This window comes from Microbacterium gorillae (assembly GCF_050990725.1).
Classification (GTDB): Bacteria; Actinomycetota; Actinomycetes; order Actinomycetales; family Microbacteriaceae; genus Microbacterium; species Microbacterium gorillae_A.
This window is the reverse complement of record NZ_CP158844.1, coordinates 859,872-880,026: the sequence shown is the minus strand read 5'-3', so window position 1 is coordinate 880,026 and position 20,155 is coordinate 859,872. Positions and strand designations below refer to the sequence as shown.

General features: G+C 66.5%; 14 protein-coding genes. 9 read left to right on the top strand and 5 right to left on the bottom strand.

Going from position 1 to position 20,155, the window contains the following annotated elements; translation table 11 throughout:
• Positions 1-87: 87 nt before the first annotated feature.
• Positions 88-1,131: an NAD(P)-dependent alcohol dehydrogenase gene (locus ABTV68_RS03825; protein ID WP_433676301.1), complete on the top strand. Its 1,044-nt coding sequence runs from the start codon at positions 88-90 to the stop codon at positions 1,129-1,131.
• Positions 1,132-1,191: 60 nt separating this feature from the next.
• Here the strand turns inward: ABTV68_RS03825 and ABTV68_RS03820 are convergent, their stop codons facing one another.
• On the bottom strand, positions 1,192-8,418 hold the full coding sequence (locus tag ABTV68_RS03820; RefSeq protein ID WP_433676300.1) for a hypothetical protein: 7,227 nt from the start codon (positions 8,416-8,418) through the stop codon (positions 1,192-1,194).
• Between the two features lie 279 nt (positions 8,419-8,697).
• On the opposite strand from ABTV68_RS03820, the gene ABTV68_RS03815 reads away from it, so the two are divergent.
• Together ABTV68_RS03815 and ABTV68_RS03810 are read left to right on the top strand one after the other, a co-directional pair.
• Entirely contained in the window at positions 8,698-9,591 is an 894-nt protein-coding gene (locus ABTV68_RS03815) for a TolB family protein (protein WP_433676299.1), read from the top strand.
• Between the two features lie 310 nt (positions 9,592-9,901).
• Complete coding sequence (locus ABTV68_RS03810) at positions 9,902-10,639, top strand: SDR family oxidoreductase (protein ID WP_433676298.1); 738 nt, start codon at positions 9,902-9,904, stop codon at positions 10,637-10,639.
• Between the two features lie 158 nt (positions 10,640-10,797).
• On the opposite strand, the gene ABTV68_RS03805 is transcribed toward ABTV68_RS03810, so the two are convergent.
• The 4 genes from ABTV68_RS03805 to ABTV68_RS03790 all read right to left on the bottom strand — a co-directional run bounded on the left by ABTV68_RS03805 (position 10,798) and on the right by ABTV68_RS03790 (position 13,743).
• Complete coding sequence (locus ABTV68_RS03805) at positions 10,798-11,262, bottom strand: hypothetical protein (RefSeq protein ID WP_433676297.1); 465 nt, start codon at positions 11,260-11,262, stop codon at positions 10,798-10,800.
• 110 nt (positions 11,263-11,372) lie between these two features.
• A complete protein-coding gene (locus tag ABTV68_RS03800) occupies positions 11,373-12,125 on the bottom strand; it encodes an SDR family oxidoreductase (protein WP_433676296.1) in 753 nt (250 codons plus the stop codon).
• A gap of 95 nt (positions 12,126-12,220) precedes the next feature.
• Positions 12,221-13,177, bottom strand: a complete 957-nt coding sequence (gene sigJ, locus ABTV68_RS03795) for an RNA polymerase sigma factor SigJ (protein WP_433676295.1) — start codon at positions 13,175-13,177, stop codon at positions 12,221-12,223.
• A 188-nt stretch (positions 13,178-13,365) separates the two neighbouring features.
• Positions 13,366-13,743, bottom strand: coding sequence for a hypothetical protein (locus ABTV68_RS03790; protein WP_433676294.1), 378 nt, complete (start codon positions 13,741-13,743; stop codon positions 13,366-13,368).
• Between the two features lie 237 nt (positions 13,744-13,980).
• Between ABTV68_RS03790 and ABTV68_RS03785 the strand changes: the two genes are divergently transcribed.
• From ABTV68_RS03785 to ABTV68_RS03760, 6 genes are all read left to right on the top strand, one after another.
• Complete coding sequence (locus ABTV68_RS03785) at positions 13,981-14,886, top strand: MurR/RpiR family transcriptional regulator (RefSeq protein WP_433676293.1); 906 nt, start codon at positions 13,981-13,983, stop codon at positions 14,884-14,886.
• Between the two features lie 128 nt (positions 14,887-15,014).
• Positions 15,015-16,151, top strand: a complete 1,137-nt coding sequence (locus ABTV68_RS03780; RefSeq protein ID WP_433676292.1) for an ABC transporter ATP-binding protein — start codon at positions 15,015-15,017, stop codon at positions 16,149-16,151.
• Between the two features lie 25 nt (positions 16,152-16,176).
• Entirely contained in the window at positions 16,177-17,523 is a 1,347-nt protein-coding gene (locus tag ABTV68_RS03775; RefSeq protein WP_433676291.1) for an ABC transporter substrate-binding protein, read from the top strand.
• The gene (locus ABTV68_RS03770) at positions 17,520-18,272 is read left to right on the top strand and encodes a tyrosine-protein phosphatase (RefSeq protein WP_433676290.1); all 753 of its coding nucleotides are present in this window, start codon (positions 17,520-17,522) and stop codon (positions 18,270-18,272) included. The genes ABTV68_RS03775 and ABTV68_RS03770 overlap by 4 nt, the downstream gene beginning before the upstream one ends.
• 23 nt (positions 18,273-18,295) lie before the next feature.
• A complete protein-coding gene (locus ABTV68_RS03765) occupies positions 18,296-19,201 on the top strand; it encodes a phosphodiesterase (RefSeq protein ID WP_433676289.1) in 906 nt (301 codons plus the stop codon).
• Between the two features lies 1 nt (position 19,202).
• Complete coding sequence (locus ABTV68_RS03760) at positions 19,203-20,153, top strand: carbohydrate ABC transporter permease (protein ID WP_433676288.1); 951 nt, start codon at positions 19,203-19,205, stop codon at positions 20,151-20,153.
• Positions 20,154-20,155: the final 2 nt, after the last annotated feature.

Below are 20,155 nucleotides of genomic sequence, written 5' to 3'. Positions count from 1 at the left end.
ACCCCTCATCCCAGGAATAGAGTGAAAAAGCGGGATCCGGTACCCCGGTCTACCGGGCCGCATCCGCCGCACCAGGAGGTTTCAACCATGCGCGCTGTCGTCTTCGAGAACTATCAGACCTTCCCCGTCCTCACGGAGGTCCCCACCCCGACGCCGGGGCCGGGCGAGGTTCTGCTGAAGGTGGCCGGCTCCGGCGCATGCCACTCCGACGTGGCGGTCTACCACGACTTCACAGCCGACGGTCCGGGCTCCATCACCCCTGGTTTCGTGCTCGGACATGAGGTGTCGGGATGGATCGAGTCGCTCGGTGAGGGTGTCACCGGCTTCCAGAAGGGCGACGCGTACCTCGTGTACGGACCGACCGGCTGTGGCCGCTGCCGCATGTGCGCCCAGGGTCTCGAGACGTACTGCGAGAACGCCGCCACCAACCCGGCGCTGGCCGTGGGGCTCGGGCGCAACGGCGGAATGGCGGAGTACGTGACCGTTCCCGCGAACCACCTCATCCCGCTCGGCGATGCCGACCCGGTCGACGCCGCTCCGCTCTCCGACGCGGCTCTGACCCCGTACCACGCGATCAAGCAGGCCCTGCCGAACCTGGCCGGCGGCGGCAAGTTCGCTCTGGTCGTCGGTCTCGGTGGACTCGGACAGATCGCCGTGCAGATCCTCCGCGCCCTCACCGGCGCCACGATCATCGCCACCGACTCCAAGCCGGACGCCATGGCGCGCGCCGAGGCCAACGGCGCCGTGACCGTTCCCGGTGGCGAGGGCCAGCTGGAGGCGATCCGTGCGATCACCGGCGGCCGCGGTGTCGACGCCGCTTTCGATTTCGTGGGCGTCGCCCCCACCGTGAACCTCGTGAAGGCCGCCGCGGGCATCGGCTCGCGCATTGTCATCGTGGGCATCGCCAACGGCACCGTGGAGTGGAACTTCTTCGGCACGCCGTACGAGTCGACGTTGAACAGCACCTACTGGGGCTCGGTCTCGGACCTCTACGACGTGGCCGCGATGTATCGCGCCGGTCAGATCGTTCCCGATGTGGAGCGATTCACCATGGACAACGCCCTGGAGGCCTACCGCAAGCTCGAGGCCGGTCAGCTGTCGGGCCGCGCGGTGGTCGTGCCGCACTCCTGATCCGCATTTCACGACGGCCGTCCACCCCCGGGTGGGCGGCCGTCGTGCGTACGCGAGTCCCTATCGCCTCGTCTCGATACGACGCCGCACGCGGACAGCGACTGCGCCGATCACGAGGAGGGCCAGGGCGATCCATACTCCGCCGAGCACATCGGTTCCTCCGGTCACGGCAAGCGGCGGGCGCGTCGGTGCCGGTGGGACGACGGGCGGCACCGTGCGAGTGACCGTCGTCGTCACGGTGTTCGTTGGCTTCGGCGGCACCTGCGTCGAGGACACGGCCGCGACATTGTCGAACTCCGCGGTCACCGTCGTGCCTGCTGCCTGTTTCGGTGCTGCGGGCAGGGTGACACTGAAGGTCACGGTCGCGGTCTCACCAGGGGCGAGCGTTCCCAGCTCAGCGCGCACCTGGCGCGTTGCGGCGTCATAGGTCACGTCGCAGGGAGAACTGGGTTCGCATCCTTCCGAGGCTCCGAAGATGAGACCGGCGGCGAGCGTGTCGGTGACGGTCACATCGTCCTGGTTCGCATTCCCGCCAGCGGTCACCGCGATGACGTATCGGATGGTGTCGCCGTATGCGGCCTTTCCATCGGATGCCACCCAGGTGCCATCGACCTGTTCCTGCACCGACTTGACGCCGACGAGGTTGGTAACTGGCTTCAGCGGGGTATGCGTGCAGTCGACGTTGTTGCCTGCGTCGCGCGCCTCGGGCTCGGGGCACGTCGGTGTTTCGGGTGCGCTGTCGTCCTCCGTGGTGACGTACGCCAGGTTGGTGTACGTGCCCGCCGGCGCATCGGCATCGAAGAGCACCGTGAGCTCGAGGGTGATCGAGGCCCCTGCGGTGAGGGTCGATGGATCGATGTCACATGTGACGACAGCGTCGACAGCCGTGCAACTCTCGGGCCCGTCGACGTAGACGAGGTGGTCCGGCAGGCGGTCGGTGACGGTCACCACGTCATCGTCCATGTCGCGTTGGCCGACGTTGGTGACGGTGATGGTGTAGACGAACTCCGTTCCCGCCTCTGCTGTCAGCCCACCGTCCGACTTGTCGAGCGAGAGATCGATCGGCTTGTCATCGTTGACGATCGTGCACGTGACGTCGTCGCCAGGTGCGAGAGTGATGTCGGATCCGGTGAGGGTACCTCCGTCACAGCTCCACGCCCCGGCGGTGTAGCCAGCGGGCCCCGCCTCAGTGAGCTCGTAGGTGCCGGCCATCACGGGTGCATCGGTGACGGCGCCATCGCCCGTGACCCCGGAGATGGTGCTCTCGCCCGTTGCGGTCAGTGTCCAGTCGGCCGCCGTGCGCTCGCCACCATCGTCGTTGATGACCTCCTTCACGAGGGTGAGTCGTGGGGCGATGTCATCGTTGATGATGGTGCAGGTCACGCTCTCACCCAGGCCGAGGGTGAGCACATCGCCGGTCAGGTCCGCGTTCGCACAGTCCCACTCACCAGCGGCGTACCCGGCAGGGCCACCAGACTCGCTCAGGGTGTACTCGCCCGCGGCGACAGGGGCAACCGTGACGCTCGCGCTACCGGTCGTCCCGGACACGGGAGTCGGGCCGTCCGCCGTCAATGTCCAGTCGGTCGCGACCGCGGTGCCACCGTCATCGTTGACGACCTCCTTCACCAGGGTCAGCAGCGGCGCGATGTCATCGTTCGTGATCGTGCACGTCACGTTCCCACCCAGCGGGACGGTCACGACATCATCAGCCAGCGTCGCGCCAGGGCAGACCCAAGCGCTGGGGTCGTAACCCGCGGGGGAATCCTCCGACAGGGTGTAGTCCCCCGCGTCGACCTGCGCGTTGGTCACGGTTGGATCACCCGTGATACCCGTGATCGTCTGCGGGCCCGTCGCCGTGAGCGTCACCTCATCAACCTCAATCAGACCACCGTTGTCGTTCACGACTTCCTTGATGAGGGTGAGGGTGGCGGGTTGGTCGTCGTTGATGATCGTGCACGTGGCGTCATCGCCCGGTGCGAGGGTGATGTCAGCGGCGGTTTGTGTTCCGCCGACACACGTCCAGTCCCCCGCGGTGTATCCGTCCGGACCGCTCTCGGTGAGCGCGTAGGTGCCGGCAAGGACAGCCGCGTTCGTGATCGCGTCGTCGCCCGTGATACCCGCGATGGCGTTCTCGCCCGTTGCGGTCAGGGTCCAGTCGGCCGGTGTGCTCTCGCCACCGTCATCATTGATGACCTCCTTCACCAGGGTGAGCCGCGGAGCGATGTCGTCGTTGACGATCGTGCACATCACGTCGGCACCGTTGGTGACGATGACGGAGACCCCGAGGACGACGGTGCCACCCTCGCAACTCCATGCCGAAGCAGCATACCCAGCGGGGCCGGTCTCGCTGAGGACGTAGGCCCCGGCTGAGACGGGAGTGCTCGTGATCGCCGCATCGCCGGTGGCACCGGTGACCCCTGCCGTGGGGCCGTTAGCGGTCAGAGTCCAGTCCGTCGCGACCGCGGTGCCACCGTTGTCGTTGATCACCTCTTTGACGAGGGTGAGGGTGGCGGGCTGGTCGTCGTTGACGATCGTGCACGTGACGACGTCGCCTGGTGCGAGAGTGACGTCGGATCCGGTTTGTGTTCCGCCGACGCAGGCCCAGTCCCCAGCGTTGTAGCCGTCCGGACCGCTCTCGGTGAGGGCGTAGGTGCCTGCGAGAACAGCCGCATTCGTGATCGCATCGTCACCGGTGACACCGGTCGCGGTGCTCGGCCCGGCCGCCGTCAGCGTCCAGTCCGTCGCAACCGCAGCGCCACCATCATCGTTGACGACTTCCTTCACCAGAGTGAGCCGTGGAGCGATGTCATCGTTGACGATGGTGCAGGTCACGCTCTCCCCCAGACCGAGGGTGAGCACATCGCCGGTCAGGTTCGCGTTCCCGCAGTCCCACGCACCAGCCGCATACCCGGCAGGGCCACCAGACTCACCGAGCGTGTACTCTCCCGCGGTGACCGGTGCAGCCGTGACGCTCGCGCTACCGGTCGTCCCGGACACCGAAGTCGGGCCGTCCGCCGTCAAAGTCCAGTCCGTCGCCACCGCGGTGCCGCCACCGTCGTTGACGACCTCCTTCACCAGGGTCAGGAGCGGCGCGATGTCATCGTTCGTGATGGTGCACGTCACGTTCCCACCCAGCGGGACAGTGACCACATCATTGGCCAGCGTCGCGCCAGGGCACACCCAGGCGCTGGGGTCGTACCCCGCGGGAGAGTCCTCGGACAGGGTGTAGTCACCCGCGTCGACCTGCGCGTTGGTTACCGCGGGGTCTCCCGTGACACCCGTGATCGTCTGCGGGCCCGTCGCGGTCAGCGTCACCTCACCGACATCGATCAGACCACCGTTGTCGTTCACGACTTCCTTGACGAGGGTGAGCGTCGCGGGTTGGTCGTCGTTGACGATCGTGCACGTGACGACATCGCCCGGCGCGAGAGTGACGTCGGATCCGGTGAGGGCACCTCCGTCACAGGCCCAGTCTCCGGCGGTGTAGCCGGCGGGCCCTGCCTCACTGAGGGCATAGGTGCCTGCGAGGACGGCCGCGTCCGTGATGGCGTCGTCACCGGTGACGCCGGTTGCGGTGCTCGGACCGTCCGCCGTCAGGGTCCAGTCCGTCGCGACCGCGGTGCCACCGTCATCGTTGACGACCTCCTTCACCAGAGTGAGCCGCGGAGCGATGTCATCGTTCGTGACCGTGCAGGTCACGTCGGCACCGTTGGTGACGATGACGGAGACACCGAGGACGACGGTGCCCCCCTCGCAGCTCCATGTGGATGCGGCATACCCGGACGGGCCCGTCTCGCTCAGGATGTACGCCCCTGCCATGACCGGAGCGCTCGTGATCGCCGCGTCGCCCGTGACACCGGTGACACCCGCCGTGGGGCCGGTAGCGGTCAGAGTCCACGCAGTCGGAAGTTCCTCACCGCCGTCGTCATTGCTCACCTCTTTGATGAGGGTGAGCGTGGCGGGTTGATCGTCGTTGACGATCGTGCACGTGACGTCATCGCCCGGTGCGAGAGTGACGTCGGATCCCGTGAGGGTGCCTCCGACACAGCTCCACGCCCCGGCCGTGTAACCAGCGGGGCCCGCCTCGGTGAGCTCGTAGGTGCCTGCGATCACCGTTGCATCAGTGACTGCGCCGTCGCCCGTGACGCCGGTCACGGTGCTGGGACCGTCCGCCGTCAGAGTCCAGTCCGTCGCGACCGCAGTGCCACCATCGTCGTTGACGACCTCCTTCACCAGAGTGAGCCGCGGGGCGACGTCATCGTTCGTGACCGTGCAGGTCACATCGGTACCGTTGGCGATGATGACGGAGACACCGAGAACGACGGTGCCACCCTCACAGCTCCATTCCGATGCGGTGTACCCGGCGGGGCCGGTCTCGCTGAGGACGTAAGCCCCGGCCGAGACGGGAGTGCTCGTGATCGCCGGGTCACCGGTGACACCGGTGACCCCGGTCGTGGGGCCGTTAGCGGTCAGAGTCCAAGCGGTCGGAAGTTCCTGACCACCGTCGTCGTTGATCACCTCTTTGACGAGGGTGAGGGTGGCGGGCTGGTCGTCATTGACGATCGTGCACGTGACGTCATCGCCGGGCGCGAGGATGACGTCGGATCCCGTGAGGGCGCCTCCGTCACAGCTCCACGCTCCGGCGGTGTAACCGGCGGGCCCCGACTCAGTGAGGGCGTAGGTGCCGGCCGTCACGGGTGCATCTGTGACGGCAGCATCACCCGTGACACCTGCGATGGTGCTCGGACCGTCCGCCGTCAGAGTCCACTCCGTCGCAACCGCAGCGCCACCATCATCGTTGATGACCTCCTTGACGAGGGTGAGCCGTGGGGCGATGTCGTCGTTGACGATGGTGCAGGTCACGCTCTCCCCCAGACCGAGAGTGAGCACGTCGCCCGCGAGGTCCGCGTTCCCACAGTCCCACGCACCAGCCGCATATCCGGCAGGACCACCAGACTCACCCAGCGTGTACTCACCCGCACTGACCGGTGCAACCGTGACGCTCGCACCACCCGTCGTCCCGGACACGGGAGTGGGGCCATCCGCGGTCAGAGTCCAATCCGTTGCAGCCGCGGTGCCACCATCGTCATTGACGACCTCCTTCACCAGCGTCAGCAGCGGCGCGATGTCATCGTTCGTGATGGTGCACGTCACGTTCCCACCGACCGGGACAGTCACCACATCACCAGCCAACGTTGCGCCAGAACAGACCCAATCGCTCGGGTCATAACCCGCAGGAGCAACCTCGGACAGGGTGTAGTCACCCGCGAGGACCTGCGCGTTGGTCACAGCCGCATCACCCGTGACACCCGTGATCGTCTGCGGACCCGTCGCGGTCAGCGTCACCTCATCAACATCAAGCAGACCACCGTTGTCGTTGATCACCTCTTTGATGAGGGTGAGGCTGGCGGGCAGGTCGCTGTTTCGCAGAGTGCATGTCGCGACCTCACCCGACGCGAGCGTGAGCGTGCTGCTCGCCGCATCGAACGAACCACCCACGCACGTGATCCCATCGAGCTCGTAACCCGCGAGCGCTTCCTCCCCGATCACATAGCTGCCGGCCGACACACTCGCGTCCGTCACCGCCGCGGAGCCCTCCACACCGCTCACCGACACCGGACCCGTCGCCGTCAGCGTGAAATCAGTATCGACAGCCGTTCCACCCCACTCATTGACAACCTCTTTCACCAGAGTGAGGCGCGGGGCGATGTCATCGTTCGTGATCGTGCAGACGGCGTTCTCGCCCTGCTGCACCGTGACGACTCCGGTGGCACCGTCGAAGGCCGCGCCCGTGCACGACCAGGTGCTCGCGGTGTAGCCGGGCATGTTGGTCTCGGCCAGGGTGTACGACCCGGGCGCGACCAAACCCACGAGTCCCTCTGCGGGATCGGAGGACGGGTCGGTACCACTGAGCACGGCCACCGCGGGTCCGGTCGTGGGCGTCGCGGAGAGGACGAAGTCCGCCAGCGTCGCCGTTCCCCCGTGATCGTTCACCAGGTTCTTGTTCAGCGTGAGTGATGTCGCGGTGTTCGTGATGATGCACGACGGCGTGGGTGCGACACCTGTGGTGCTCGGGAACAGCGTGAAGGTGTTGCCGGTGGAGGCGCCGTTCTCGTAGAGAATGGCTGTCCGTTCGTTCGGTTCCGGCGCGTACAGATCGGTGTACGTGCACACCACGGTGTCGAGTGACACGCCAGGAGGCAGACCGGACGTGATCTCGGCGACACGGTAGTCCGGCTGAGCGATGACGTTGTTCCACGTGTGCGTCTCACCGACGCCGATCTGCGCGCTGATGCTGGCTGGGGAGGCATCCGTGTCGGCGACGGTCCCGGTGAGCGAGCCGTCGTGGACCGTCGCGCCATCCGCCTGATCGATGATGTACGGGAAGGTCGTGTTGTCGGGAAATCCGGTGCCGGCCTTCGTCACCGTCAGCGACGTGCACGTGCTGAGCTCGATCGGCGAGCCGAGGAAGTAGTCCTGAAGCTGTGCCGTGGAGCTGTTACCGGTGCGGGTGAGGACGGCACCGGTGTCCGCTGACACGCACTCGTCTTCGGGGAGGAGCCCCGACGCGGTGAGGTCGATGGCCATCTCGCCGAAAGTGCCGGTCTGGTCGGTCGCCGCTACCTGGCCGTATGCGGCCTGGTAGTAGACACCGGCCACGTTGACGACCCAGCCGGACCCATTCCAACTGAGTGCGCTGATCGAGATCGAGCCGCCGCCCGAAGAGTCGTAGTCGAACTGGATCAGGTAATCGTCCGAACGGCCCGGCAGCGGACCTTCGAGCACCTGGTAGATCGTCAGGTCCCCCGTGCCGTCAGGCGAGCGCGTCCAGTACTGGTAGAGAATGATGTGCTGCTGCCCGTCGACGCGCACGATCTCATACGCGGCACCCGAGGCGCACAGGTCTGCTTTGTTGTTGACGGTGTCGGGCGCGATCGTCCAGGGGTTGGTGTTGATCGTCTGGCTTCCCGGGAACGCACTGGCGTCGGCGCCCGTACAGCCGTCGTTGCCGCTCGTGTTGTCGAGGATGCCCGTGGACGCGTTGCCACTCGCGGTGGTGTAGGGGCCGTACGGGGTCGCGGCGATACCGTCCCAGTCGTTGGCGCCGCTCATGTTGCCGTCGATCTCGAACGCGGTTTGGATCGCGGGCGTCGGTATCGGTTGTGGCAGCGTGGCGGCCGTCGCGGCCACAGCACCGCTCGTGACGAGCACCGCGCTGACTGCGAGTGTCGCGATGATCCGTGAGAATCGGTTCGTCGTCGCACGCTGACGCTGAAACTGAGGCATGATCGCCCCTCCCCCTGGACCACCCCGTCCAGATGACGATCACCCATGACCGCAAGCCGGACGCTAGTGGAGCCTTCATGCGCCGACAACGGCTCTTCGTCGCTGCACGTCGGTTTCAGTAGTGTTCGGGTGACAACTTCAGTAGTTCTCCGGTAATGCGGAGATCGAACACTCCCCGGATGTCGGTGCCCCTGCTGAATACCGGCGCCCCCGGTCGTCAGCCGCCGGGCTTTCGGCGGATGAGGGTGGCAGGGCAGGATGGGGCGCGAGGTGACACCGATGAACCCGGAATTCCGACAGCTCCTGTCCGGCCAGATCTGCCGTGTACACATCGGCTATGCCGACGGACGTCCGCCGGAGGTGCTGTTCGAGACCGACGAGCTGGTGATCGAAGCACCAAACTGGCCCCTCGACGGCGAGCGGCTCATCGTGAACGGCGACGGACACCTGTGGTCGCTGGCACTCGACGCGCCGGCCCTCGCACATATCCCGTTGGAGGGCGTTCCGGCGCTCAACAACGACCACGTGCTGGCACCGGACGGCGAGCGCATCTTCCTCTCGGCATATGACGGACACATCTACGAAGCCCCGCTCGACGGCGGACGGGCGCGACGGATCACACCCGACCGGGAGCCACGTCGTCTGCACTTCCTGCACGGCGTGAGTCCCGACGGTGAGGCACTGGCATACATCGGCATCGAACCGGATGGCCCGCAGGGATGGGGCGGTGCGGATGTGTTCGCCCTCTCCCTGCGCGACGGCACGGACACCCGCCTCACCCACGGCCCGGGGCCCGCGGACGGCAGCGAGTATGCACCGCGCTCACCGCTGATCTACCTCAACACGGAGGCATTCTCCGACGTCCCGGGTCACGCCCAGATCGCCCGGATGAGCATCACGGGTGGCGATCTGGAGCAGCTCACCCACGACGATGTCGTGAACTGGTTTCCCCACCTCGCGCCCGACGAACGGCACGCGGTGTACCTCTCCTTCCCCGCCGGGACGCTCGGACACCCGGAGAACGCCGACGTGGAGCTGAAGCTCGTCGCGAACGATGACTGGGCGCACCCGCGCACGGTGGACCGCTTCTTCGGCGGACAGGGGACGATCAACGTGAACAGCTGGGCGCCCGACTCCGCACGCTTCGCCTACATCAGCTACCCGGTGCTCTAGTTGTTGTTCCCCGTGAGGTTGTGAACGCGTTCGCGGGTGTTGATGCATCCGCGCCGAGTGACGTGTAGGAACCGGTAAGAGTTGTCCGCGGTCCACCGACGAGGCACGCGCGTTCGCTGATGAATTGTCCACGTTCGCCTCGCCGAGCACTGCTCGAAATGTCCAAGTACACCGACCACGGCGCAGGAAGTGGTCGGTCCGCAGGCCTGGTTGTGGCCTGGGGTGAGCAGACCGAACCTCACATTGGGAGCGTTCGCGTCGTCACTCATGTAGTGGGTGGAGACGCCACCCACGTGAAGGAGCTATCGAAGTGAAAGTTCTCATTGCCGGTGGTCGAGGTCGAGTCGGATCAAAGGTTGCGGTTCTTCTTGAGATGCACGGCGTGGAGGTCGTGTCCGGCGGCCTGGATGACGGGGTTGACTATATCGAGGGCACGAGAGTGGCTGAGGTTCTGGAGGGCGTGGACACCATCATCAATGTCCTCAACACCAATCGTTTCGACGAGGAAGGCGCGGTCAGGTTTTTCGACGGCACGACGCGCGCGCTGACGGCCGCCGGTGAGGAGGCAGGTGTGAGGCACCACGTCCTCCTGTCCATCGTGGGCGTCGGTGACGAAGACGGGTCGGACATCGGTTACTACCTGGGAAAGGTGGCGCAAGAACGTGCGCTCAAGGCGGGTTCGATTCCGTACACCATTGTTCGCTCGACGCAATTCCAGGGCTACGTTCCCGTGCTGGCCGACCAGCACACGGTGGACGGAAAGGTCCTTGCTCCGCGGGATCTGATCCAGCCGGTAGAGCTCGATGAACTCGTTGCCCTACTGGTCGAGGTCACGCTGTCCGGCGGCCCCTTCGGGGAGGTCGAGATCGCCGGTCCCGAGCAGTTCCACATGGACGACCTGCTCCGCGGCACGCTTGCCGCCGCCGGCGACCCTAGAGACGTCGTCACGGTCGAGAGCCCTGGCGCTGAAGACGCACTGGTGCCCCGCGGCGAGTACCGCGTGGGATCAATTTTGTATCCGATCCGCGACATTCCTCTCGCGAGCTGACCCGTTCCGACCGCCCGGCGCGAACTGATCGCGAACCACGAGCCTCACCTACCACGATCTATGAGGTGGTGGGTGAGGCTCTTTTCGGCATTTGCTGCTCCTCCGCGGATGGCGCTGTCAGCTACTGCTACGGGCGCCGAGCGCCCGATGCGCATCCGTCACGCAGCGCGAGGCCTGCCCCGCGGCGGGACAAAAAGGCCGACACCGAGGAGAACCGCAAAGGCGAGAACGATGACCTGGCTGATTTGGTCAGATGCGGACATGTGACTGAGGTGCGTGACGTGATAAAGGAAATGGAGCACCCCGAACGTGGTCCAGGCAATGCCGAGAAGCCGGCAGCCGATCTGGGAGCGCCAGAACAGGCCGAAGACGCTGGCCAGCCCGAGCGCGAGGTATTGAGCCCCGTGGTCGCGAATCAGGTGCTCGTTGTAAGGCCCGTCTTGCGAGATCCACTCGCCCAGGGCTGCCGGGAAGTGGTCGTAGAACTGCTCAGGGAGAAAGTATGCCCATGTGCCGACGACGGCAGAGATGACGATGGAGCCGATGAGAGCGGCTAGCTGAACTCCGCCGACGCGACGATCATCGCTCGCGGTATCAACGGGAAGGTGGGCGCGGTCATTCATGAGAAATCCGTCCTCGACGCCGGGCGTCGGTAGACCGTGTGGGAAGAAAGGTTGACGCACGACGGTGCATGCGTGGCGCCGTGAGCGCGAGGAAGAACCGAACGGGCGGACTACTTGGCGTGGTGGGCGGTGCGCAGCCACTCGTCGAATGTCGTACGCGCGATCGTCTTCGAGGCGCCGCCGCGGAGTTCTCCGGAGCCCAGGCCGCGTCCGTAAGCGCCGGGGAAACGCAGCTCGACCACTCGGCGTCGTGTGCCGTCGTGCGCGTACATCCTGCGAACCATATCGGCCAAGCACTCATCCCGAGGCCCGAGCAGATCGGTCGCCCGACCCGCAGGTTCGTTCTCGGCGACAGTGATGAGGTGCTCGCCGACTTCCTCGGCCGCGACCGGCCGGGTCAGGGTCTTGGGCACCAAGGTGAACGCGCCCATGGTGGTCTGTGCAACGATCTGCTCAGCGAACTCGTGGAACTGGCCTGTGCGAGCGATGGTGTGGGGCACATCTGCCGCGGCGACCAGTCGTTCCTGAGCGAGTTTGCCGGCGTAGTAGGAAGTGTCGATGTTGTCGATTCCCACGATTGACAACGCCACGTGGTGCGGCGTTCCTGCACGCATTTCCGCGCTCAGCAGCCTACGCGAGGCGGACTCGAAGAAGTCGACCGCTTTCTTGGTCGACAGGGTGGTCGCGTTCAGCACATCAACGACTGCGTCAGCCCCTGCGATGGCTTTGTCGATGCCCTTCCCCTGAAGGACATCTACGCCGTTACTACGGGTCAGGAGAACCACCTCATGCCCGCGACGACGCGCCGCCTGCACGACGTACCGTCCCACGGTGCCAGTTCCGCCCGCGACTGCAATCCTCATCTTCAACTCCTTTCCAGCGCAGCAGGAACCTCCCACAGCACGAGCGGCTCGATACCCTCATGTACTTGACGGCACAGGGCAAGTGAATGTGAGGTTCACTCGGTGATCCGATCAGGGGTAACCCACTCGGTGAGTTTGCGGGGGTCGAGCACGAGCCACACGTCAGTGATCTGCTCCCCTTCAACGTGGAAGCTGGCGATACCGAAAAGTTGTCCGCCAAGGGTCAAGGCGTATCCCAAGCCGTCCGCGGTGCGCCGCTCCTCGAAAACGAGCTCCGGCTGCTTCTGTATGACCCCCATGAGGAAACGCGCGACACGATCCGATCCCCTGACGACGTTGGGGGCGACGCTTACCACTCCGCCGCCGTCGGCGCGCAATTCGACCTCCGGCGCGAGCGTCGTCATGAGCAGGCGCAGATCCCCGCCCCGACTCGCGGCCAGGAACGCACGAACCACATCGTCATGTGTCTTCGAGGCAACCACCGTCGTACGCCGCTCACGGACATGTCGCCGCGCAGAGGAAGCCAACTGACGAGCAGCTTCGGGCGAACGTCCCACCAGGTCTGCGATCTCATCAAACGGAGTGCCGAACACGTCATGCAGCACGAACGCGACGCGCTCCGGCGGAGTCATGGACTCCAGAACCATCAACAGCGCCGTGCTCACCGCATCGTCAAGAGTCAACCGGTCGAGTGGATCCGCCGCCGCATCAACAGTGGCGTGTGAGACGGTACCCGTGCCGAGGAAGAGGTCGGACGGGATCGGTTCCGGCAACCACTGCCCAATCTGCTTCTCACGACGAGCCTTGGCGGAACTGAGCACGTCAAGTGCGATCCGGCTGGCGGCTCGCGTCAGCCAGGCCGCCGGGCTGCGGATTTCATCGCGTTCCAGTTCGGTCAGCCGATACCACCGAATATAGGTCTCCTGAACGACATCTTCCGCGTCTGCCAGAGTTCCCGTCATCCGGTATGCCAGGGAAACTAGGCGGCGGCGTTCGCCAACCACGTCAGTGTCACCCCCAACTGGGGCCACTGACGGCTCGTCGTGCGACATCTCTCACCTCTCTGAGGGCCGCCTCGAGGCCCCGGCGGACCACCTCGACCCACGGCACTCTCACTAGATATGACGGATCGGGTCCCCAAAACGTGAGGTGGACAGCACCAACCGTCGAGCGGTTCCGTGGCATGGCCACCGGAAGGCTTCGCTCACTCACGCGTTCACAACCTGTCAGGGAACAACATCTAGAAGACCATCCACGAGGGCGTGTGCAGGGCGTACCCCTTCACCGTGGCCCACGCGAAGAAGCACATACTGGCCAGCGTGCATCCGAGAATCCACACCGGCCAGGCTCGGCGGTGCCGGTTGTTCACCCGATACGCCACCAACCAGATGCCGATCAGGATCACGATCGGGCTCACCACGATCCCGATGTCCGCGGCCGACGCGAGAGCGTCGTCGCAGGTGTCGGTGGTGTAGCACCACGACCCGACCTGCGAGAGCTGGAAGAGAGACCACAGCAGCGCCGCATACAGCAGGAACAGCAGCGACCCCGCGATCGAGCGTCCGACGAAGCGAGCCGTTCGCTTACTCCCCTGCACTGGTGCGCTCACCGCCGACATGCCCTCACCCTAGTGCAGGGGTTGACACCGTCACCGCGCGCGGCCGTCGTGCGTCCGCCCGCGCGGGTGGCCGTCGTGAATGCATGATGATGGGCTGAATCCAGGACCGAAATGGGGGATCTCTCATCGATTCGCCGCACGATCATGGATTGACGACGCCATCGCCGTCCGCGCCACCGCATCACCGCGTCACCTCGGCGTCGCGATCCGTGCACCCGCACGTGATAGATGTCCCTTATGAACGCGCGCACCGCGGAGCCGTCGATCGGCGGCACCATCGACCACATCCTCTCCGTCCTGCCCTCGCTCATCCCGAGCGCGCAGCGGGTCGCGCGCATCTGCGCGGAACGCCCAGAAGAGGTCGCCGAGATGTCCGGTGCCGACCTCGCGGCAGCCGCCGACACGTCTGCCGCCACGGTGAGCCGGACCTGCCAGGCCCTCGGGTTCCAGGGCTTCCAGCACCTGCGGATGCTGCTCGTGCGCGATCTCGGAGCGGCCGCCCGTGCGACACGATCGCGTGAGGCGGGGACTGCGGGGTGGCTGCACAGCATCGCGGAAGGTGCCGGTGACATCCTCCGCACCTCGCTCGCCTCCGTCGATGTCGCCGCGTTCGAGGCCGCGGCCGACGCGATCGTCGCCGCGCCGCGGGTGCTGCTGGTCGGCACCGGCGCCTCCGGGCCGGCAGCACAGGCGATCGCCCTGAAGCTGACGATCAACGGCCGACCGTGCGAAGCTCCCGTCGACGGCGTCTCACAGCAGCTCACGGCGCGCGTCCTGCGCCCGGGCGACGTCTGCATCGTCGTCAGCTCCAGCGGCGGCAACGCCGTCACCCTGGCGGCGGCGGCCGCAGCCGTGGAAGCCGGTGCCACGGTGATCGGGGTGACCAGCTTCTCCCGCTCCGCCCTCGCGGAGCACTCCGACATCCTGCTGGTCGGCGGCGCGCGGTTCCAGAGCTGGGATCAGGGCGCGGTGGGTGCCGGGCTGGTGCAGTATCTGCTGCTGTCGGTGCTGCAGCTGGCCGTCGCTGATCGCATGGACGGCGACGACGCGGAACGCGCGCGCTGGGCCATCCGCGATGAGCTGGGTGCCATCGTCGCCGAGCCGAGCGACCCGGACGACGACTCCGCCACGACCGTGTCATAACGTTTCCCCGCGGAGCGCGCGCCGTTGTCCTCACGTTCTCTCGCAATTTACTTTCACTGAAGAAGCTTCCTAGGTAAGCGAATTACGCGGGAAGGTCCCGCCGCTGGATCGCTTGCGGGAGGCGACCCATGGGCACCATTCAGCTCCGCGGGATCGGACGCAGCTTCACGAGCACCACCGCGGTCCGCGACATCACCCTGGACATCGACGACGGCGACTTCCTGGTCCTGCTCGGCCCGTCGGGCTGCGGAAAGACGACCCTGCTGCGCATGATCGCGGGCCTGCTCGAACCGACCACCGGACGCATTCTGCTGGACGACGAGGACATCACCGAGCTGCCCTCGAAGAAGCGCGACCTCGCGATGGTGTTCCAGAGCTACGCGCTCTACCCGCACCTGAGCGTCCGCAAGAACCTGGCGTTCCCGCTGCGCGTGCAGAAGCTGAGCGCGACGGAGATCGCCGACCGCGTGCAGGATGTGGCTGCCTCTCTCGAGATCGATCACCTCCTCGACCGCAAGCCGAAGGAGCTCTCGGGAGGTCAGCGCCAGCGGGTGGCCGTCGGTCGCGCGCTCGTGCGCAACCCGAAGGCGTTCCTGATGGACGAGCCGCTGTCGAACCTCGACGCGAAGCTGCGCACGCAGACCCGTCAGGAGCTCACCGCGCTGCATCGGCGTCTCGGCGCCACCTTCGTCTACGTCACCCACGACCAGGTCGAGGCGATGACCATGGCCACCAAGATCGTGGTGCTCAACGCTGGTCGGATCGAGCAGTACGGCACCCCGGAGGACGTCTACGACCGTCCCGAGTCGGTGTTCGTGGCCGGGTTCCTCGGCAGCCCCGCCATGAACCTGCTCGACGCTCAGGTCGTGTCCGAGGACGGACGCGTCGCCGTCACCGCACCGAACCTGGCGGGCGATCTGTGGGAGGGCTCGACCGATCCGATCGACGTGGTGCTCGGCATCCGCCCCGAGCACCTGGAGATCGCAGCAGAGGACGGGCGGCGCGGCGGCGTGCGCCTGGCCGTCACCGTCGACATCGTCGAGAACCTCGGCGGCGAGCAGATCCTGACCTGCACCACCGGCACCGGCCGCGTGCACGTGCGAACCTCGCGGGATGTCCGCGTCGCCGCGGGCACCGAGCTGACGCTGCGCGCCGATGCCGAGCACGTCCACCTCTTCGAGCGCTCCAGCGGTCGCCGCCTCGAGTGGGTCACCGAACCCATCGACGCCACGACCCGCTCCCCCGAACCCGCCCTCGTCTCCTAACCCCCACCCCCACGAGAGAGAAACGATGAACAACCGTATCCGTCGCGCCGGTTTCGCCGGTGTCGCCGTCCTCGCCCTGGCGGCACTCGCCGGCTGTGCGGGCACCGCCTCCGCGGTCGACTCCGCCGGCAGCATGGCCACGCTCACCCCTGACGACAAGGTGACCATCACCTTCGAGTCCTACAACCTCGCTCAGGCCGGTGCCTGGAGCGACACCATCACCGGTCTGATCGACGAGTTCATGGCAGAGCACCCGAACATCACGGTGAACGCCCAGCCCTCCAGTTCCACGTCCACCGCGGGCAGCGTGCAGCAGCAGCTGCTCGCCGGCGGCGCCCCGGATGTCGCCCAGCTCACCTTCAACGAGCTGGACTTCGCCGCCACCACGCTCGGCGCGCAGAACCTCACCGCTCTCGTCGGCGAGCAGGGTCTCGACGACGAGTTCGGCGGCGAGTACCCGTATCACGAGCGCGCCCGCGTGCTCGCGGACTGGGACGGTGCCACCTACGGCATCCCGTACGTGTTCTCCACGCCGGTGCTGTGGATCAACGAGTCGCTGTTCGAGCAGGCGGGACTCGACCCGAAGACGATCGACCTGTCCACCTGGGACGCCATCGAGGCCGCCGGCCAGAAGATCAGCGCGAGCACGGGTGGTCCGTCCGTGAGCATCTCGTGCACGGTCACCGGCGGCAACTGGTGCATGCAGGGCCTGTTCCGATCCAACGGAGCACAGGTGCTCAGCGACGATCGCAGCACGATCGAGTTCGGCTCGGACGCCGCGGTCGACACGGTCCAGACGTTCCGTGACATGTTCGATGCCGGTGTGCTCGCCAACCAGGACAGCGCGTCGATGTACGAGGCGTTCGCGCAGGGCAAGACCGCGATCCACGTCAACACCTCCGCGCTGCAGAGCGCGTTCATGGGCGGCGCGAAGGCGGCCGGCTGGACGCTGGATGCCCGCACGCTCCCCGCGTTCGGCGACAAGGACGTGATTCCCACGAACTCGGGATCGTTCCTCGCCATCTTCTCCACCGACGCGAAGAAGCAGGCCGCGGCCTGGGAGCTCATCCAGTGGATGACCAGCCCGCACGCCTACGAGACGATCTCCACCGGCATCGGCTACCTGCCGCTGCGGAACACGATGACGGAGGAGGGCGGCCCGCTGTACGAGTGGGTCGAAGCCAACCCGCTCGTGAAGCCCAACCTGCAGCAGCTCGACGACCTGCAGCCGTGGGTGTCCTACCCGGGCGACAGCTACGCGCAGGTCGATACGGTGCTCGCCACCGCCATCGAGGAGTCCATCTTCTTCGGCAAGGACCCGGCGGCGACGATGCAGGCTGCCGCCGAGCGCGCGCAGGGACTGATCAAGTGACCACCGCACAGCAGAGCGGCATCCGCCGCTACGAGACCCCCGGCGTCTACAACCTCCGCGACACCGGCGGCTACACCGCCGGAGCGAGCAGCTCCCGCTGGGGACGCCTGTTCCGGTCCGATGCGCTGCACCTGCTGAATGCGGACGGCCGCGCGCTGCTTCGCGACCTCGGTATCTCGCACATCGTCGATCTCCGCGGCTCGACGGAGCTGGGTGCGGCACCGAGCAACGTGGACGGGCTCGACCTCACCGTGCACCACCTCCCGGTGTTCGACGAGGCTGCGCCGACGGCGCAGCTCGACCTCAGCATCGGCCTCGCACCGATCTACGACCACATGGTCGATGAGCGCGGCGCGAACCTCGTGGCCGCGATCCGCGTGATCGCCGAGGCCGCCGACGATGAGGCCGTGCTCGTGCACTGCACCGCAGGCAAGGACCGCACCGGCCTGGTGATCGCCTTCGCGCTGAGCGCGGCGGGTGTCGATCGCGACGAGGTCGTGGCCGACTACGCGCAGACCGCGGACAACCTCCGCGGCGAGTGGACCACCGCCATGCTGGCGCAGCACGGTGCCGGTGCCGCGGAGCTGCCGGCCGAAGTGGTCGAGCTCATCACGGCGAGCCCGGCCCCCGTGCTCGCAGCCCTCCTCGAGCGGATCGATCGCGAACACGGATCGATGCGCGACTACCTGCTCGCGCAGGGACTGACCACCGCCGAACTGGAGCGCCTCACCGCGTTCCTGGTCGGCTGAGAACTCCAGAACAGGACACGAACATGAACGCTTTCGACGGGCAGTTCCCCGCCCCCGACCACTTCATCCTCCACCTCTCCGACACGCACTTCGTGGGTGATGGCGAGCTGCTGCACGAGCGCATCGACTCGGACAGGAATCTCGCCGAACTGTTCGAGGGCTTCGCGCGTTCGAACACCCGCCCCGAGGCGATCGTCTTCACCGGCGACCTCGCCGACACGGGCCGCGACGACGCCTACGCACGGCTGCGTGCGCTGGTCGGGCCGGCGGCGGAGGCACTCGGCGCCCAGGTGATCTGGGTCATGGGCAACCACGATGAGCGCGTGGCCTTCCGTCGCGGGCTGCTGGATCAGGACGGCGACGACAGCGAACCGGTCGACCGCGTCTTCGACATCAATGGCCTCCGCATCATCGCCCTGGACTCCACGGTCCCCGGCCACCACCACGGCGAGATCAGCGACGAGCAGCTGGCCTGGCTCGCCGACGTCCTCTCCACCCCCGCTCCCGATGGCACGCTCATCGCACTGCACCACCCGCCAGTGCCGAGCCCGCTCGGCCTGCTGGCCCTCGTCGAGCTGAAGGACCAGGATCGCCTCGCCGAGGTGATCCGCGGAACGGATGTCCGTGGCATCCTCGGCGGTCACCTGCACTACTCCACGAACAGCATGTTCGCGGGAGTGCCGGTGTCGGTCGCCTCGGCCACCTGCTACACGCAGGACCTCACGGTTGCCTACCCGGGCGCGCGCGGGCAGGACGGCGCGCAGTCGTACAACCTCGTGCACGTCTACGGCGACCGCGTGCTGCACTCGATCGTGCCGATCGGACAGTTCCCGACCGTGTACGAGATGACGCCGGAGATGCTTGAGGGGTTCATGAAGATGAGCGCCGAAGAGCGCCTCGAAGCCGCGAACGCGTCGCTGCAGAGCTGACATGTTCGTCACCGTCACCGCCCCCAAAGCGGCGGCGGTCCCGGTGGAGGCGGTGTCGCAGTCGCGGCGCCGCCTCCGTCCTCGGACGCTGCTGCCCTACCTCTACGTGCTGCCCGGCGTGGCTTTCCTGCTGCTGTGGACCTACAGCCCGCTGGTGCAGACCTTCGCGCTGTCGTTCTACGACTGGAATCTGCTGCCCACCAGCCCGAAGACCTTCGTCGGCCTGGACAACTACGCCGAGGTGGTGCAGCTGCCCGAGCTGCACACCGCCATCATCAACACGGTCGTCTACATCGGCGCGTTCCTCGTGTTCTCCCTGGTGCTGCCGATCGTGATCGCTCTCGTGTCGCGGCAGGTACAGGGGCGGGCGCGCACGATCTACCAGGCACTGATCTTCGTGCCGTTCCTCATCACGCCGGTCGCCACCAGCGCGGTGTGGCGGTGGCTGTTCGCCGAGCAGGGCGCCTTCGCCACGGTGATGGCCCAGTTCGGCATCGACATGCCCAACGTGTTCCGCGATCCGGCCACGGCGATCTGGGCGGTCATCGTGATCGTCGGCTGGCAGATGCTCGGTTTCGGCGTGCTGGTGGTCGCCGCAGGCTTCGCCGGGATCAGCCCGGAGTACGGTCAGGCCGCATCGCTGGACGGTGCCGGTTTCGCCCGGATCACGCGAACGATCACGATGCCGCTGCTGTCGCCGACCATCGTGTTCCTCGCGCTCATGACGATCCTGCTCGCCGCGCAGTGGACGTACCCGATCATCGATCTGCTCACGCAGGGCGGGCCGTCGAATGCGACGACCAACATCTACTACCTGCTGTATCAGTTCGGTTTCCAGAACTTCGACGCCGGCATCTCCTCGGCCGCCGGAGTCATCTTCTTCCTCGGCTTCGGTCTGATCGCGCTGCTCTTCCTGGAGCTGCAGGACCGACTGAGCTTCTACGACAACTGAGA

Bases quoted from the DNA above. Each gene is read 5' to 3' on its own strand.
- ABTV68_RS03825 (WP_433676301.1), top strand. From the start codon at position 88: ATGCGCGCTGTCGTCTTCGAGAACTATCAGACCTTCCCCGTCCTCACG.
- ABTV68_RS03820 (WP_433676300.1), bottom strand. From the start codon at position 8,418: ATGCCTCAGTTTCAGCGTCAGCGTGCGACGACGAACCGATTCTCACGG.
- ABTV68_RS03815 (WP_433676299.1), top strand. From the start codon at position 8,698: ATGAACCCGGAATTCCGACAGCTCCTGTCCGGCCAGATCTGCCGTGTA.
- ABTV68_RS03805 (WP_433676297.1), bottom strand. From the start codon at position 11,262: ATGAATGACCGCGCCCACCTTCCCGTTGATACCGCGAGCGATGATCGT.
- ABTV68_RS03800 (WP_433676296.1), bottom strand. From the start codon at position 12,125: ATGAGGATTGCAGTCGCGGGCGGAACTGGCACCGTGGGACGGTACGTC.
- sigJ (WP_433676295.1), bottom strand. From the start codon at position 13,177: ATGTCGCACGACGAGCCGTCAGTGGCCCCAGTTGGGGGTGACACTGAC.
- ABTV68_RS03790 (WP_433676294.1), bottom strand. From the start codon at position 13,743: ATGTCGGCGGTGAGCGCACCAGTGCAGGGGAGTAAGCGAACGGCTCGC.
- ABTV68_RS03785 (WP_433676293.1), top strand. From the start codon at position 13,981: ATGAACGCGCGCACCGCGGAGCCGTCGATCGGCGGCACCATCGACCAC.
- ABTV68_RS03780 (WP_433676292.1), top strand. From the start codon at position 15,015: ATGGGCACCATTCAGCTCCGCGGGATCGGACGCAGCTTCACGAGCACC.
- ABTV68_RS03775 (WP_433676291.1), top strand. From the start codon at position 16,177: ATGAACAACCGTATCCGTCGCGCCGGTTTCGCCGGTGTCGCCGTCCTC.
- ABTV68_RS03765 (WP_433676289.1), top strand. From the start codon at position 18,296: ATGAACGCTTTCGACGGGCAGTTCCCCGCCCCCGACCACTTCATCCTC.
- ABTV68_RS03760 (WP_433676288.1), top strand. From the start codon at position 19,203: ATGTTCGTCACCGTCACCGCCCCCAAAGCGGCGGCGGTCCCGGTGGAG.